Origin of the sequence: Emticicia aquatilis, assembly GCF_014644295.1 — a bacterium.
Classification (GTDB): domain Bacteria; phylum Bacteroidota; class Bacteroidia; order Cytophagales; family Spirosomataceae; genus Emticicia; species Emticicia aquatilis.
The window spans coordinates 359,368-374,777 of record NZ_BMKK01000006.1 but is presented as its reverse complement, the minus strand read 5'-3'; the positions used below and the strand labels follow the sequence as shown (position 1 = coordinate 374,777).

Genomic DNA, 15,410 nt, shown 5'->3' with positions numbered 1-15,410 from the left:
ACAAGTTTATTGGTTTGATGGTTTTCTCCGTAACCTTATTTTTTCACTTCATTTTTTTGTATTTGCCCTTCCTCTTAGTAAAATGATTTGAATTTATTTGCAGAATCCCTACAAGTATCTATTTTTGTGATTTGATAGAATTCAACCACCATTACTTATAAGCTGCCATTTGTTGAAACTTTTACCTAAAATAACTTTCGGCCTATTACTATTTTTAACTTGCGGTGTTTCATACTCCCAAAAGGTAAATATTCAGGTTTTGCAACAAGGGACTTCCTATTCGGATTCGTCTTATTATGACATTATACCCGTAGGCGACAAATTTTGGATAGGAGGGAAATACGGCACATTGAAATCTATCGACGCCGAAGGAAATCTCTCTAACATTAGCTACCCAAGCGAAAACGTTGATATTTATAAATTAGACCATTTTGATAAAGAAAACCTTATCATTAGTGGCGATAAAGGCATTGTTTATAAGCACAATCTGACTACCAATACTTGGGAAACAATCAAAATCAAAGGCTACGAAAAAGCTTGTTTCTATAACCTTACAGTTGTGAATGATTCAACAGCTTTTATTTGTGGTGGTAATTCTGCTATTGCACATTCCGAAAAGACAGTTCCGTTTGGATTTATTTTGAAAACAACCGATAAGGGCAAAACGTGGAAACGGGTGTATAAGAATGCCTTTAAGATGGTTTGGTGCGTAAAATACAATGAATTCGATAAAAAGGTTTATGCTTTGATGTACACACCCAACAAAACTCATTTGTATGCTTTTGAAAATGAGCAGTGGGAAAAGAAACAAAAAATAGGCAATAGCATCTTCCACGAAATTCAGTTTGAAAACTCGAAAGACTTTATTGCAATGGGCGGCTGGATGGGCAAAAAAGGCCGTATTCACAACCAAACGCAAAAGTTAGAGATTCCTACTTCTGGTTTGCTTTGGGGCCGTGTAGCCAACGAAAAATACGAAATTTATTCAGCCTGTAATGGTCAAGTTGTATTGGGTGACAAAACTGGCAACTACAAAGTCTTTGGTGAAAAACTCAATAAGGCATTTAATATTTACGAAACTGTTTTTACCTCTCCTACAACAGCCATTTCGATTGGTAGTGCCAGAACGATTCTTTTACTTAAAATAGTTGAAGAAAAAAACACTGGTAATTTATCTGTTGGTAAATAACTCTGTTTGACTAATACGCTCCTACAAATTTGCTAATTCAAAAGCATCTTCTTAATTTTAAAAACTTTCAAAGATATAAAGTAGGTCTTTCAAAAATTTTAAAATTCAACTCTCTAAAACAATGAAAAAAGTAATGGTTTTGGCACTTGTTGCTTGTAGCACATTTGCTTATGCCCAAAAAGGCAAAACGGTAAACTTATTTGACGGTAAAACGACCAAAGGCTGGCATACTTGGCACGAAACGACTGTGAAAGGCTGGCATGTGATGGATGGTATATTGATGACACACGGTGGCAATGGTGATTTAGTGACCGATAAAGAATACGAAGACTTTGAACTAACTTTTGAATTTAAAGCCGCCCCAAAAGGTAATAGCGGTGTAATCTATAAAGTTTTGGAAACACCAGAAGCTCAAGCTTCTTACATGTCAGGGCCGGAGTATCAAATCATTGATGATAAGAATTATCCTTCGCCGATTAAGGATGTACAGAAAACCGCTGCAAACTACGATATGCAAGTGCCTGCCGACCTAACCGTTGTAAAGCCAGCAGGGCAGTGGAATACTGGTAAAATCATAGTAAAAGATAACCACGTTGAACATTGGCTAAATGGCAAGAAAATGGTTGAATACGAATACGGTAGCACCGACTGGCAAGTGATGGTAGCTAAAAGTAAATTTGCCAACTGGGAGTTTGCAAAAGCCCACGCAAAAGGCAAAATAGCCCTTCAAGACCACGGCGATATGGTGTCGTTTAAGAGTATCAAGATAAAAGAGTTATAACAAAAAAGGAGAGCCGTTGAAAGCTCTCCTTTTTTGTTTTTGTATTGACATCTTAGAATTTAAGAGAAATACCAAGTGAGCTATATGGCACACCACCTTCGGCATAAATAGCTAATTTTTCTTTAATGTAATATCTTGCTCCTACATAACCTCCTAACATAATGCCAGCAGCTGCTCCACTATAATAAGTTGAATAAGTGTCGTTGTATTTAACGGTTCTAAAACCTCCTACTGCACCAACGTAAGGGTCTAATTTGTCTTCATTAATACCTATTTCTTTCAAATACTTACCAAAGTGTAGTGCTGCTCTTCCGCCTACGCTCAGATATGTTACACGGTAATTAGAAAGTACATAGCCATAACTTCTTGAAGAGAAAGCCCCAATAGCCCCGATACTTATCAAATCCGAGATAGCATAATCAACACCAACATTTACTCCAAGGCCATATCCAGCCCCAACGCCAACACTGAAGTTCTTTTGACCTTTTTCGAATGATTGTGCATTGATACTTTCGGAATACAAGAAACACGATATTGTTAATAATGCAACTGTGAGTAATTTTTTCATGATACTTTAATTTTTATGGATAGTTCTATTAAGTCCGAAATTTATACATTGGTATTTTGATAACAAAAGTAAAAAGGGAAAAATGACCTAAAAATCAATTAAGCGGTCGGAAATCCGAAAAGCAGACGATTTTACTTTAAAATTTCATCTAAAATCTGATTATAGACCTTTGAGCGACGTTTCTTTTTTTCGTTGATAGTAATTTGCTCAGCTTTTTTATAGCCTCCCATATAATACCTCTGAAACCACGGAGCAGCAGTTACCAGCACATCAAAAGGGCTTGAACTTTTGATGGCGGCCATAATTCCCCATGTGGCAATACCAACTGTAAGAATAATTGAATTTGTACCATTTTTTATATCGCCCGCATAAAACTGTCCAAGCCCCGGCACTATCATGCTCATAATTCGTGCTGCTCGGGGGTTGAGTTTGTTTATCTTTTCGTTTTTTATAAATAACTGTTCTATTTTTTTTCTCGACTCAATATTCGATGAGTCAACCAATGATAAAAACTGTGCCTTTGCTAAATCGTATTTTTCTACTGAAAAATTGAGTACTCCCGTATAGAATATTTTTCTTTTGGCTTGTTCGGTATTTAGCTTTGATGGTAAATTTAGTAACTCGATTTCGGCATATTCAAAGTTATTTTGAATAAGGTAACAAGACATTTTTCTGAATATCACTTCGGCCTTTGCACTATCGGTTTTTTGTTGAAAAAATGCTAATTCATAATAATCGGCGGCTTCTTCGTACTGCTGTGTTTCGTAAAGGCAATCGGCTATATTCTTATAGCAGTCTTTTCGATATACTTCGGTTTTATCAAAATAAATTACTCTTCGATACGTAACGCTTGCTCCGAGATAATCTTTTTTGGCAAAGAGTTCGTTAGCAAAATCGAAGCTTTGTTTGAGGTCTTGCGAAAAAGAAATCCGTGATATTAATATAAAAAGTATTAAAAGTATTTTTTGCATAATTATCGACTCAATAATAGCTATTAAAAAGATTTTCTATTTTGGTTCGGATACCTAAATGGCTTTTTTTATTATAGCCTTTTGCCGAAACCACTGAGCCGTAGATATTTCCTAAATAAAACCCAAAGCCTATTCCGCCATAAATCCAGCCTCGGGTGCTTTTGACACCGCTTTTATTAAATCCTCTTACAGACTGAACCGCCATTGTTCCGACAAAGAAAAGTGACACGATTCCGTCTTTCCAATCTTTTACATACATACGTCCAGTACCAGGAATAATTGCCGACATAATACCCGCAACCGCTGGACTTTTACGCTTGATTGCCATCGCTTGCTCGGCCAAGTCTTTATAGTTTGCAGCTAATCGGTGGTCTTCTGGCTTGACCGTTTGTAATAACTCATTGGCACTCTTATAATTATCTTGTAGAATATCTGAAGTAGCCGAAAGGATTGTTTTATCGGCAGCTGATAATTTTAAGTTAGCATCCCAAAAGGTTTTTGCTGATTTATACTCAGATTTCAGAAGAAGCGTTCGGCCATATTCAACGGCCGATGAGGCACTCATGGTTGTAAGTTCGGGGTAGAGTTGTTTTCCTCTGATGAGTGCTTCATCGTATTTTCCCGAACGACGATACATTGATAGGAGAGATGTTTTTAAAGTATCGTTGTCGGGCGACATAAATGTGAGGCGTTCAAACTCACGAGTCGCCAAATCATATTGGCCAGACTTGGCTAAGTATTCGGCAAATTTTTTTGTGTTTTCAAAATTATAGAGGTCTTGAGAAAAGACGTTCGTGGTATAAAATATTATAAAAAGTATTAACAGTTTTTTTTTCATTATCAAGGCTTATCTATCAGTAATTTCTCTTTAAAATCAATTGCGTATTTTTCGGGACTAAGGCCATTGCAGCGAGTAAGCCTATCCATCGTTTTGATTCCTCCCATGACAACTCCGCTTTTTTTAACCGCCAAAATACCAAACTCTGAGCAAGACGGCGTAAATGTACAAACCGTTAGGTCTTGCGAAGAGAAAAAGGTTTTGTAGAAAAGAAACAGCCCCGAAAACAAATACTGAACTTCGTTGCGATTACCTTTAGCTTCTTTATATACTCTCTTTTGTGGAGCTTGAATAACCCCACGAAGCAAATTTACCTCCGACTTACTTTGGGCTTTTAGCTGACTGCTTAGGCTTAGTGATAGTAGGAATAGGATAGTTATAACTTTCGTTTTCATCTTCTTGGTCAATGATAATATTTTTATAGGTTGTTTGTTGAATATTCTGTGTTCCATCAGTATTTATTGAAATCTGTGTTACTTGCTTCGGAAATTCAACGCCGTTATAGTTTGAGTATTCTTTGAAAAACTGTTGGCTAAGTAATTTATCTTGGGCATCATAAAAGGCAATCGCATCTAATTTTTTGTTAACATTAGCCATTTTTATTTTGCCGAGGGTCTTCATGAGTTGCTTTTCTACTACGCTCCAAGTAGTTATTACTCGTCCATCTTTGTCTTTTTCTACTTTTGATATTTTATATATTTTAGCCACATTGCCAGAGTTGAGACCATAATCAGCCAATTTTCCAGAAAGGGCTAAATGAAAAATCGAGAACTCATTGGAAGCCAAAACACTCTGCACCAAAACACTATCTTTAGTGATTTTGTACAAAGTTGTATCTTTAATTATAATCGTTTCTTTTTGGGGAAAGGTGAGTTTATAAATTACTTTTAGCGATGTTTTGTCATAATAAACTTTACCGACTGTTAAACGATACGAGCCATTCGATAATTTATCTTTGATAGATACATCAGCCTTGACTCTATAAAATTGTTGGGCGTTAGCAAACTGTACGCCCAACATAAATGTCATTAATAAGAGAAAAATGTTTTTTTTCATAAAATAGATTTTCAAGTAAAATGCCTGCGAGTCTTGCTCTTACAATGTTCCTGCACTCAATCCAATTGCAATCAAGACAATGTAAATGACCGCCACAACACCACCAGTAGTCAAACATCCATAGAGAGCTTTTTTAGTTTGTTCTTTATCTTCTGTAAATATATAGACAAGTAATATACCCAATCCCCCTAAGAAACATCCCCACAAAAATGCTGGAATATTCAGTGGTAAGTCATTATCTTTTGTAACATTGGCTGAAGTATTGGTGTCAAGTTCGATGTCTTTTAATAAGTCAGTATTTTTTATTGTTTCAAAACTCGCTTCGGTATTTTGTTCAACAAATGCCTCAACTTTATTGAGTTTTTCAAAATTGGAATTTATGCTTTCTTGATTATATACTAAAACTTCATTCTCCGAAATATTATTATTCAAAGACGCTGTTTCTTCATTTAGTACTAAGACTTCAGAAGCAGCCAGTTGATTTGTTTCGTTAATATTGTTGGTTATTGTGCTTGTAATTTCATTTTTGGTCTGATTAGCAACTTGGCTTTGGGTTACCTTTCTCGAAGACTCAAAGTTTTCTACTTTACCTTGCTGCACATAAGCATATTGCTTTTGTTGACAAGAAGTAAGTGCTAAGACCAATGCGATGGTGGAAATAATTATAGATTTCATAAGATTGGATTTTTGTGACTATCAATAAACAAAAATAGCCCAATCTTTTGATTTGGGCTATTTTTGAGGATACTAATATTTATTATTATCTAAATGTAGCTAATACTACAAAGTAGTAAACTACCCAAAGAACTGTCCAAGCTAAACAACCATATAGTGCTTTTTTAGTTTGCTCTTTGTCTTTATCAGTGATTAAGTAAACTGCCAAAACACCAAGTAAACCAAGTACACAACCCCACCAGAAAGCAGGAATGTTTAATGGCAAATCTCCAGCTGCAACAGCATTAGTTACGTTTGTATCTAATTTTAAATCTTTAGTAAGTTCTGTATCTTTTACGTCTTCGATTGTTGTACCTTCGTGTGAAGCCACATACTCTTCTAATTTATTCAATTTTTCAAACTCAGCATTTACCGATTGCTCGTTGAAAGTCATTACTTGGCTTTCAGCAACTACTGGAGCAGGAGTAGTTTCTGTATTTAATGAAGAAACTGCTACTGAATTATCTGCCGAAAGTGCAGTCTCAGTTGGAGCTACAATCGAAGCGGTTGCTTCTTCTACAACAGCTACTTCAGTAGTTGGTTGAGCGGCTACTGCTTGTTTTTTAGCAACTGCATAGGTAGGAGTGTTAGTTTTTTGGAAAGAAGCATATTCTTTCTTTTGGCAAGAAGCTAATACAACGATTGCTGAAAGGAATAGGATTAATTTTTTCATAGAACAAATGTTTTAAAAGTTAAGAGAATGATTATTAGATACAAAAATAAAATTTTAAATTGATTTACAAAGTGATATTAAACATAAAACTGTTTTTTTCTTAATAACTCAAAATAACCTTTGAAATTGACCTATTTTTCATAAAATGCAAATCAACACAAAAATTTTATCTTTGTATTTTTTGATTCATTAAAATCCAAAAAAAATTTACTTAACGGTCAATTATTATTTTTTATGGAATCCGAACATAAGCATATAGATTATTCAAATCCATCAAATTTGAGTTAGGAGGATTTGATTGCCAAATCGAAAGAAATTTTTCAACACCTCAACAAACGTCGCTCGTTGAGATTCTTTTCTGATAAAACATTTCCAGCAGAAGTAATCGAAAACTTGGTGATGTCCGCTTCAACCGCACCATCAGGAGCAAACAAACAACCGTGGACATTTTGTGTTGTTTCATCTCCCGAACTTAAAAGGCAAATTAGATTTGCTGCCGAAGTAGAAGAACGCATTAGTTATGAAAGTAGGATGTCTGAAGACTGGAAACAAGACCTAAAACCGTTTGCAACTGATTGGCAAAAACCGTTTTTAGAAATTGCTCCGTATTTGATTATCGTTTTCAAGCGAGCATACGAATTTGAAGTAGGAGGTAAGAAGCACCAGAACTATTGTGTCAATGAGTCGGTCGGGCTTGCGTGTGGATTTTTGCTTACGGCTATACACAAATTAGGCTTGGTTGCACTCACGCACACACCAAGCCCAATGGATTTTCTGACTAAGATTATAAACCGTCCTGCTAATGAACGCCCATTCTTATTGATACCTGTTGGTTATCCTGCCGATGACGCAACCGTACCTGACATTCAACGAAAGAAGAAAGAGGACGTACTTGTTTGGTACAAGTAATGTCTTATTTAATTCTATCGCTAAATACTTTTTTGAATTTTTCAACCTTTGGTTTTACTACCATTTGGCAATATGGATTATGCCCATTCAGATTGAAATAATCTTGGTGGTAATCTTCGGCTTTGTAGAAAACACTCGCTGGCTCGAAAGTCGTAACGATTGGAGCATCATAAGCACCAGATTGGCTCAAATCATTTTTAATGTTTTCGGCAATTTGTTTTTGAGTAGCGTCATGATAAAATACTGCCGAGCGATATTGAGTGCCGATATCTCCACCTTGGCGATTAAGCGTTGTCGGGTCATGGGTTTTCCAGAATACTTCCAATAATTCTTCAAACGAAATAATATTAGGATTGTACGTAATCTGACAAACTTCGGCATGGCCTGTCTGACCAGTACATACATCTTTATACGTAGGGTTTTTGAGTGTACCGCCCATGTAGCCTGATTCTACTTTTTCAACACCTTTCAATTTCTGAAATACTGCCTCAACACACCAAAAACAGCCAGCAGCCAAAGTGGCAACTTTATTTGTTGATACTGCCGTATTTTCTACTTTTACATTTTCTTGATTCATTTTCTTAACTTTGTTTTTTACGACTTGAGCATTGGACAAATATCCAACAAACAGAAGTACAATTAGTGGGACATTGTATTTCATTTTAACAATTTACTTTTGGGTTATGTTTCCTTAAATCAAATTTTAAATTAACTCTTTCAGAAACCATCACGCTACATTGCATAGCAAAATCTACAATCCAATGAAGAAAATTGATATTGACGACTTTAAGTTTAACGGTAAAGGTAAGTTTTCGATTAAAAAATCTGAGACCAAAGTTAATGATTTTTATGAAGATAAAGAAGACTATGAAACAGCTTTAAAGTCACTCCAAACCGAACTTGACGAACTACAAGAAAAAATGTTTGCTCATAATAGATATGGTTTGTTGGTTATTTTTCAGGCGATGGATGCCGCAGGAAAAGATGGAACACTGAAGGCTGTCTTCTCGGGAGTCAATCCACAAGGCATGAGATTTTATTCTTTCAAGCGTCCAACCGAAACCGAACTCGACCATGATTTTCTGTGGCGAACAAATTTGCAATTACCCGAACGTGGAACAATTACAGTTTTCAATCGTTCTTATTACGAAGAAGTTTTGGTAGTAAAAGTTCACCCAGAGATTCTTCTTAATACCCAACGTCTCCCAGCCGAAATCTCTGAGGATTTAGATAAAGTGTGGGAAAACCGTTATGAGGATATTGCCAATTTAGAAAAATACCTTACTCGAAATGGCATCCATGTTGTGAAGTTTTTTCTAAATGTTTCAAAAAAAGAACAATCAGAAAGATTGATTGAACGCATTGAAGACCCTTCAAAAAATTGGAAGTTTGAAGAGCAAGATGTAAAGGAAAGAGAGTTCTGGAACGACTATCAAAAAGCGTACGAAGATGTCATCAATGCCACTTCAACTGACCAATGCCCATGGTATATTATTCCTGCGGACGATAAAAAAAATATGCGATTGATTGTAGCGAGTATTCTTGCCAAAAAGCTAAAATCACTTGATATGGATTATCCAAAATCTGATGCAACAAGACAAGCAACTTTGAAGGGTTTGATTGAAAAAATTCGATTACAAGATAATGAATAATTTCGCATAAAAACAAAATAAATAACAAAAAACGACATTATTAAGCGGTGTCATTTTTACATAAATTCCTTATAATAAACAAGTTATACCTTAATAAATTTAAAAAATCATCAAATTTCTATTTTTTGCATATTTTTTCAACTTTAGGAGGAGTATAAAGAGCCGTTTTCTTATATATACGTTTGTTTTCTGAAGGTATTTTTGTCAAAAATCACAGATTAATCGAAGAGGATTATCTGAAATTTGACTCAACTAAGTGAAAATTTCAGATAAATTTTATCTGAACAATTCAAGAATTAGAATTTTATTTATTTCGTATAAAAATATAATAAAAAATAAATTACGATATTATAATTTATTGCATTTTTTACATAAACAACTGATAACAAATAACTTATATTAAAATATTAAAAAAATTATCAAATTTCTAATTTTCATATATTTTCTCAACTTTGAGGGCAATATTGAGAGTCGTTTTTTACATTTGTGTCATATTTAGCAGGACGCAGAATTATATCTGCGTCCCTTTCGTATTTATAAAAGCATAATTAAAGTGAAAGCTCACGAATTATTAAAGATTTATGAAGAAGATAGTTTTATCAAAACTCTTCTTGAAGAAATAAAATCAAAAAAGAATGTATATATCAAAGGTCTATCGGGGAGTTTAGATGCAATCATTGCTTCGGTCAATTATAAAGTAAATCCCCAACACAATATTTTTATTTTGAATGACAAAGAAGATGCGGCCTACTTCTATAACGACCTACAAAATTTGTTGGGAGAAGAGAACGTCTATCTTTTTCCGATGTCATATAAGAAGCCTTACTTATATGAAGAAATAGATAATGCCAATGTGTTACAACGTTCGGAGGTATTGAATCAACTAAACAATGAAAAGACCAATCTTTTAATCGTTACTTACCCCGAAGCTCTTTCAGAAAAAGTAATTAACAAGAAATCATTAATTGCCAACACGCTTCAAATTAAAATAGGAGAGAAGCTCGATGTAAGTTTTATTTCGGAGTTACTGGTATCGTATGATTTTGAAAAAACAGACTTCGTTTATGAGCCTGGGCAGTTTTCGATTCGTGGTGGTATTGTCGATATCTTCTCTTATGCCTCTGAGTTTCCTTGTCGTATCGAACTCTTTGGCGATGAAATTGATAGCCTCCGACTTTTCAACCCAGAGTCACAGCTATCAATGCAGTCTGTCAAGCAAATCAATGTAATTCCTGACGTTCAAAACAAGTTGATTCAAGAAACAAGAGAATCTTTCTTTAATTTTATTCGTAATAAAAGCGTTATATGGATAAAAGACGCAGAATATTCTTTAGAGTGCATGGAGGATTGTTTCAATAATGTTGAACAGCAATTTCATAAAATACTCGAACAAAGCGGAGGAATAAAAATCATTTTAAAGCCCGAAGAACTTTTTGAAACCCGAAGAACCTACCTCAACGAACTAAAAAAATTTGATGTAATAGAATTCGGTACGAAGTCCTATTTCAAAGATTCTGAGAAAATGGTTTTTCCTTCCAAGAGCCAACCTTCATTTAATAAGGATTTTAAAAGACTAATAGATAATGTAAAAGAAAACCAGCTCAATGGTATTTCGACACTTATTACTTCTGACTCGCTCAAACAACTAAATAGACTTGAATCTATTTTTGAAGAGATAGACCCGCTCACCAAATTCAATGCCTTAGAAATTTCACTTCGTGCGGGTTTTATTGATGAACTTACAAAAGTTGCTTGCTATACCGACCACCAAATTTTTGACCGCTATCACCGATTTAAAGTACGTGATAAATTTAGTAAGTCAAAGGCATTGACTTTGAAAGAATTAAAATCACTCCAAACGGGCGATTTCGTTACGCACATTGATTATGGAATCGGTCGATTTGTGGGTTTAGAAAAAATTATGGTTGGCCATAAAGAACAAGAAGCCGTAAGGTTGATTTATCGTGATAATGACATTTTACTCGTAAATATACATTCTTTACATAAAATTGCGAAATATTCAGGTAAAGAAGGTGCTCCACCAACTATGAGTAAGTTGGGTTCGGGCGAATGGGAAAACAAAAAATCAAAAGTCAAACGACAGGTAAAAGATATTGCCAAAGAGTTGATTGCCTTATACGCCAAGCGTCGCCTTGCACCTGGCTTTCAATTTTCAAAAGATGGTTTTATGCAAGCCGAGTTAGAGTCTTCGTTTCTTTATGAAGACACCCCCGACCAAGCAAAAGCAACGAGCGACGTCAAAGACGACATGGAAAAACCATACCCGATGGATAGGTTGGTTTGTGGAGACGTTGGCTTCGGAAAAACTGAAATTGCTATTCGTGCAGCCTTCAAGGCAGTAGCCGATAGTAAGCAAGTGGCGGTCTTAGTACCTACTACAATTTTGGCTATGCAGCACCACAAAACTTTTTCTGAGAGGCTATCTAAACTACCTGTAAATATTGAAGAAATTAGTCGCTTCCGAACAGCAAAGGAAATCACCCAAACACTAAAGAATATAAAGGAAGGCAAGACTGATATTCTTGTTGGCACGCACCGTATCCTTAATAAAGATATTGTATTCAAAGACCTCGGCTTACTTATAATTGATGAAGAACAAAAGTTTGGTGTAAAAGCCAAAGACCGTTTGAAAGAAATAAAACATAACGTCGATGTGCTGACTTTGACTGCAACGCCAATTCCGAGAACTTTACATTTTTCGTTACTGGGGGCAAGAGACTTATCTATTATTTCTACGCCTCCACCAAACCGCCAACCTGTTACGACCGAGGTGCATGTTTTCAAAGAGGAACTTATCAGAGATGCAATCAGCTATGAATTGAAGCGTGGTGGACAGGTTTTCTTCGTACACAATAGAGTGAATGACATTGAGTCAATTGCCAACATTATTCTTCGACTTGTTCCTGATGCTAAGATTGGAATCGCCCACGGACAAATGGACGGAGACAAGTTGGAGAAAGTAATGATGAAATTCATCGAAGGCGAATATGATATTTTAGTTTCTACCAATATAATTGAATCGGGTTTGGATATTTCTAATGCCAATACCATTATTATTAATCAAGCCCAAAACATTGGGATGTCTGACCTTCACCAAATGCGTGGTAGGGTAGGGCGTTCAAACCGAAAAGCCTTTTGTTATTTGCTTACTCCACCAGTATCGTTGCTTTCAAAAGATGCTCGTAAGCGTTTACAAACACTCGAAGAATTTTCAGATTTAGGAGATGGTTTCAAAGTTTCGATGAGAGACTTGGATATTCGTGGAGCAGGAAACCTTTTAGGGGCCGAACAAAGCGGTTTTATTAACGATTTGGGTTATGAAACTTATCATAAAATTTTAGATGAGGCAGTACAAGAACTGAAAGAGAACGAATTTAAAGACCTATTTACAAAAGATTTGTCTTCGGCTGTTGATTTAAGGCTTCCAGATTGCCAAATTGAAACCGACTTACAAATTATTATTCCTGAGAGTTACGTAAGCAATATTTCCGAAAGACTTTCGCTTTATAATCAACTTGACAACATTGAAAGAGAAGAAGAGTTACAGGAATTCCAAAAATCAATGGTTGATAGATTTGGTCCAATGCCTGAAGAAGTTGAAAATCTATTCAAAATTGCCCGAATTAGATGGAAAGCCGAACAGATTGGTTTTGAAAAATTAACCTTGAAAAACAATATCCTAAAAGGATACTTCGTTTCACAAGAGCGTACAGAATATTTTCAGACCGATAAGTTTGGCAAAATTCTTGATTATATTAAGAATAATCCTAAACATTGTTCTTTGAAAGAAATTAAGTCTAAACTGCTACTTACAGTCGAAAAAGTACAATCAATCGATGAATTAGACAAATTATTAAGCGGTGTTATCTAATTTATCATGTTTCTTAAGTAATTGATTTTCAGATTTCTACTGAAATATATATTGAATTACCTATTTTTGCAAAACGAATTTAATTAACAAAAATCATTCCGAAAATGAAAAAACTACTTTTTAGTTCGACTGCGGTTGCGTTAGCGTTCATGCTAATTCTAAGTGGTTGTTCGAGCAAAAAGAAAGCTTCAAGTATCAATCCGGGCCGTAAAAGTACTGCCACTGGTATTGCATACAACAAGAAAAGTAAGAAAGGAAAAGAGCCTGAAGGTTTACAAGTTAAAGACTTCAAAGGCCAGCCAGCAGGTCCTAACCTTGTGTTTATCGAAGGAGGTCGTTTTACGATGGGTACGGTTGAGGAGGATGTAACTTTCTCTCGTGACAACCTTGAAAGAACAGTAACGGTTTCGTCTTTTTATATGGATGAAACTGAAATCACGAACCTTCACTGGTTAGAATACCTTCACGCTATTCAAAAAGATTCTTCTCAAGAATTTTACGAAACAGCATTACCTGATACAACGGTATGGTTAAGTAAACTATCTTTCAATGACCAATTTACTGAGCAGTATCTCCGTTACCCTGGTTTTCGTATGTATCCAGTTGTTGGTGTTTCTTGGGTACAAGCATCTGACTACTGTAAATGGAGAACTGAGGCTGTAAACGGTGAAATGGCTGTTAGATTTGGCGATAAAGCTAAAAAATCTAAAAGTGGCGGTTTAGGTAAAAAATCTAAAAAAGGTGCCGCTGCCGAAGCACCAACGGTTAAAGTTGGTGGTCGTTTAGCTATTGAGTCTGGAAACGTTTTACCTGCTTACCGCCTCCCAACTGAAGCTGAGTGGGAATATGCTGCCAAAGCACTCATTGGTACGCAGTATATGGACGAGAATCAATCAAATCAACGTATTTATCCTTGGGATGGCTCATCAATGCGTAAAAGCAAAGGAAAGGCTAAAGGAACTATGCTTGCTAACTTTAAGCGTGGCCGTGGTGACTATGCTGGTATTGCGGGTCATCAAAATGACAAAGGAACTATTACAGTTGAAGTTTATGAGTTCCCTGCGAATGACTTCGGGTTATATCAAATGGCAGGAAACGTAAATGAGTGGGTATATGACCTTTATCGTCCAAACTCTTTCCAAGATGTTAATGATTTGAACCCAATCCGTCGTAATGACTTCTTGGATGAAGAAAAACTTTATGACAAAAAAGGATATAACTCTTTGATTGACAATAACTTGAGAGTTTACAAAGGTGGTTCATGGAATGATGTAGCTTATTGGTTATCACCAGGTACTCGTCGTTATTTAGACCAAGATTCTTCTACTGCTACTATCGGTTTCCGTTGTGCAATGATTGCAATCGGGCCAAAAGGTAAACGTAAGCTATAATTAAAATACTGATTATCAGCAAAATCCCCTCCCAAAAGAGGGGATTTTTTGTTTTAGAATGCTGCCGCAATTGTTATCACCGAAATCTCTTTTGCTTCTGCATTTAATAGTGTTATTCCAAGTGATTCTATAGTTGAGCCAGTTGTCAACACATCATCCACAATAGCTATTCTTTTGTTTCTAACTTTTTCATTATCAATAACTTCAAATATATTTTCTACATTCTGAAAACGCTCTATGCGGCTCTTTTTTGTCTGTGTTGAGGTATGTGTAAGCCTTTTTACTGCATTTGTATCATAAGGTACATTTAACGCCTCTGAAAGCCCCTCTGCAATGCAATCTGCTTGATTATAACCTCTTTGTATTAATTTTGTTGGATGGAGTGGTACACCTATTATTAAATCAATTTTTTCATCAAAACCCACTGCTTTTAAATCAACTCCATAGATTTTACCCAAATACTTTCCAACCTCTGGTTTATTTCTATATTTCAGTTCGTGTAGCAGTTTCTGAACTTTTCCTTTCTTTGAAAACTTCATAAAGGTAATGGTATCAGTCACTGGAATTTTACCCCAAAAACGATTTGAAACTTTATCAAGTCTTTGAATGTGTGAATTGGTGCGTGGCAAATCAATCATACAATTTGTACAAATCAGATTTTCTCCGCCCAAAAGAGCTTCTCCACAAGCTTCACAGGTACGTGGATAGATTATATCTAAAAAATGCTTAAACCATTTCATAGTGATTGTTTAAGTTTGTATATCAAATAAATTAAT

General features: G+C 35.5%; 15 protein-coding genes. 6 read left to right on the top strand and 9 right to left on the bottom strand.

Going from position 1 to position 15,410, the window contains the following annotated elements:
* The first annotated feature begins 172 nt into the window (after positions 1 to 172).
* Positions 173 to 1,189 (top strand): WD40/YVTN/BNR-like repeat-containing protein, encoded by a 1,017-nt coding sequence (locus IEX65_RS16600; protein ID WP_188767449.1) that lies wholly within the window; start codon positions 173 to 175, stop codon positions 1,187 to 1,189.
* 121 nt (positions 1,190 to 1,310) lie between these two features.
* Positions 1,311 to 1,970, top strand: a complete 660-nt coding sequence (locus IEX65_RS16595) for a 3-keto-disaccharide hydrolase (RefSeq protein WP_188767448.1) — start codon at positions 1,311 to 1,313, stop codon at positions 1,968 to 1,970.
* 52 nt (positions 1,971 to 2,022) lie between these two features.
* Here the strand turns inward: IEX65_RS16595 and IEX65_RS16590 are convergent, their stop codons facing one another.
* The 7 genes from IEX65_RS16590 to IEX65_RS16560 all read right to left on the bottom strand — a co-directional run bounded on the left by IEX65_RS16590 (position 2,023) and on the right by IEX65_RS16560 (position 6,790).
* Entirely contained in the window at positions 2,023 to 2,538 is a 516-nt protein-coding gene (locus tag IEX65_RS16590; protein WP_188767447.1) for a hypothetical protein, read from the bottom strand.
* Positions 2,539 to 2,669: 131 nt separating this feature from the next.
* Positions 2,670 to 3,509 carry a tetratricopeptide repeat protein gene (locus tag IEX65_RS16585; RefSeq protein WP_188767446.1) on the bottom strand — a complete coding sequence of 280 codons (840 nt, stop codon included), beginning with the start codon at positions 3,507 to 3,509 and terminating at the stop codon, positions 2,670 to 2,672.
* A 10-nt stretch (positions 3,510 to 3,519) separates the two neighbouring features.
* Positions 3,520 to 4,347 (bottom strand): tetratricopeptide repeat protein, encoded by an 828-nt coding sequence (locus tag IEX65_RS16580; RefSeq protein ID WP_188767445.1) that lies wholly within the window; start codon positions 4,345 to 4,347, stop codon positions 3,520 to 3,522.
* Between the two features lie 2 nt (positions 4,348 to 4,349).
* Complete coding sequence (yidD, locus tag IEX65_RS16575; protein ID WP_188767443.1) at positions 4,350 to 4,742, bottom strand: membrane protein insertion efficiency factor YidD; 393 nt, start codon at positions 4,740 to 4,742, stop codon at positions 4,350 to 4,352.
* Complete coding sequence (locus tag IEX65_RS16570) at positions 4,669 to 5,403, bottom strand: hypothetical protein (protein ID WP_188767441.1); 735 nt, start codon at positions 5,401 to 5,403, stop codon at positions 4,669 to 4,671. The genes yidD and IEX65_RS16570 overlap by 74 nt, the downstream gene beginning before the upstream one ends.
* Positions 5,404 to 5,442: 39 nt before the next feature.
* Complete coding sequence (locus tag IEX65_RS16565; RefSeq protein ID WP_188767439.1) at positions 5,443 to 6,078, bottom strand: hypothetical protein; 636 nt, start codon at positions 6,076 to 6,078, stop codon at positions 5,443 to 5,445.
* 85 nt (positions 6,079 to 6,163) lie between these two features.
* Positions 6,164 to 6,790 (bottom strand): lipoprotein, encoded by a 627-nt coding sequence (locus IEX65_RS16560; protein WP_188767438.1) that lies wholly within the window; start codon positions 6,788 to 6,790, stop codon positions 6,164 to 6,166.
* A 294-nt stretch (positions 6,791 to 7,084) separates the two neighbouring features.
* Between IEX65_RS16560 and IEX65_RS16555 the strand changes: the two genes are divergently transcribed.
* Entirely contained in the window at positions 7,085 to 7,699 is a 615-nt protein-coding gene (locus IEX65_RS16555; RefSeq protein ID WP_229250723.1) for a nitroreductase family protein, read from the top strand.
* A gap of 4 nt (positions 7,700 to 7,703) precedes the next feature.
* On the opposite strand, the gene msrA is transcribed toward IEX65_RS16555, so the two are convergent.
* A complete protein-coding gene (gene msrA / locus IEX65_RS16550) occupies positions 7,704 to 8,276 on the bottom strand; it encodes a peptide-methionine (S)-S-oxide reductase MsrA (RefSeq protein WP_229250721.1) in 573 nt (190 codons plus the stop codon).
* 184 nt (positions 8,277 to 8,460) lie between these two features.
* On the opposite strand from msrA, the gene IEX65_RS16545 reads away from it, so the two are divergent.
* From IEX65_RS16545 to gldJ, 3 genes are all read left to right on the top strand, one after another.
* On the top strand, positions 8,461 to 9,351 hold the full coding sequence (locus IEX65_RS16545; RefSeq protein ID WP_188767436.1) for a polyphosphate kinase 2 family protein: 891 nt from the start codon (positions 8,461 to 8,463) through the stop codon (positions 9,349 to 9,351).
* Positions 9,352 to 9,904: 553 nt separating this feature from the next.
* Entirely contained in the window at positions 9,905 to 13,243 is a 3,339-nt protein-coding gene (gene mfd, locus IEX65_RS16540) for a transcription-repair coupling factor (RefSeq protein WP_188767435.1), read from the top strand.
* Positions 13,244 to 13,347: 104 nt separating this feature from the next.
* Positions 13,348 to 14,634: a gliding motility lipoprotein GldJ gene (gene gldJ, locus IEX65_RS16535; RefSeq protein WP_188767434.1), complete on the top strand. Its 1,287-nt coding sequence runs from the start codon at positions 13,348 to 13,350 to the stop codon at positions 14,632 to 14,634.
* Positions 14,635 to 14,687: 53 nt separating this feature from the next.
* Here gldJ and IEX65_RS16530 read toward each other — a convergent pair whose 3' ends face one another.
* Positions 14,688 to 15,374 (bottom strand): ComF family protein, encoded by a 687-nt coding sequence (locus tag IEX65_RS16530; protein WP_188767433.1) that lies wholly within the window; start codon positions 15,372 to 15,374, stop codon positions 14,688 to 14,690.
* Positions 15,375 to 15,410 lie beyond the last annotated feature (36 nt).

Excerpts from the sequence above, each read along its gene's own strand:
- IEX65_RS16595 (WP_188767448.1), top strand. The coding sequence starts at position 1,311 with ATGAAAAAAGTAATGGTTTTGGCACTTGTTGCTTGTAGCACATTTGCT.
- IEX65_RS16590 (WP_188767447.1), bottom strand. The coding sequence starts at position 2,538 with ATGAAAAAATTACTCACAGTTGCATTATTAACAATATCGTGTTTCTTG.
- IEX65_RS16585 (WP_188767446.1), bottom strand. The coding sequence starts at position 3,509 with ATGCAAAAAATACTTTTAATACTTTTTATATTAATATCACGGATTTCT.
- IEX65_RS16580 (WP_188767445.1), bottom strand. The coding sequence starts at position 4,347 with ATGAAAAAAAAACTGTTAATACTTTTTATAATATTTTATACCACGAAC.
- yidD (WP_188767443.1), bottom strand. The coding sequence starts at position 4,742 with ATGAAAACGAAAGTTATAACTATCCTATTCCTACTATCACTAAGCCTA.
- IEX65_RS16570 (WP_188767441.1), bottom strand. The coding sequence starts at position 5,403 with ATGAAAAAAAACATTTTTCTCTTATTAATGACATTTATGTTGGGCGTA.
- IEX65_RS16565 (WP_188767439.1), bottom strand. The coding sequence starts at position 6,078 with ATGAAATCTATAATTATTTCCACCATCGCATTGGTCTTAGCACTTACT.
- IEX65_RS16560 (WP_188767438.1), bottom strand. The coding sequence starts at position 6,790 with ATGAAAAAATTAATCCTATTCCTTTCAGCAATCGTTGTATTAGCTTCT.
- msrA (WP_229250721.1), bottom strand. The coding sequence starts at position 8,276 with ATGAATCAAGAAAATGTAAAAGTAGAAAATACGGCAGTATCAACAAAT.
- IEX65_RS16545 (WP_188767436.1), top strand. The coding sequence starts at position 8,461 with ATGAAGAAAATTGATATTGACGACTTTAAGTTTAACGGTAAAGGTAAG.
- gldJ (WP_188767434.1), top strand. The coding sequence starts at position 13,348 with ATGAAAAAACTACTTTTTAGTTCGACTGCGGTTGCGTTAGCGTTCATG.
- IEX65_RS16530 (WP_188767433.1), bottom strand. The coding sequence starts at position 15,374 with ATGAAATGGTTTAAGCATTTTTTAGATATAATCTATCCACGTACCTGT.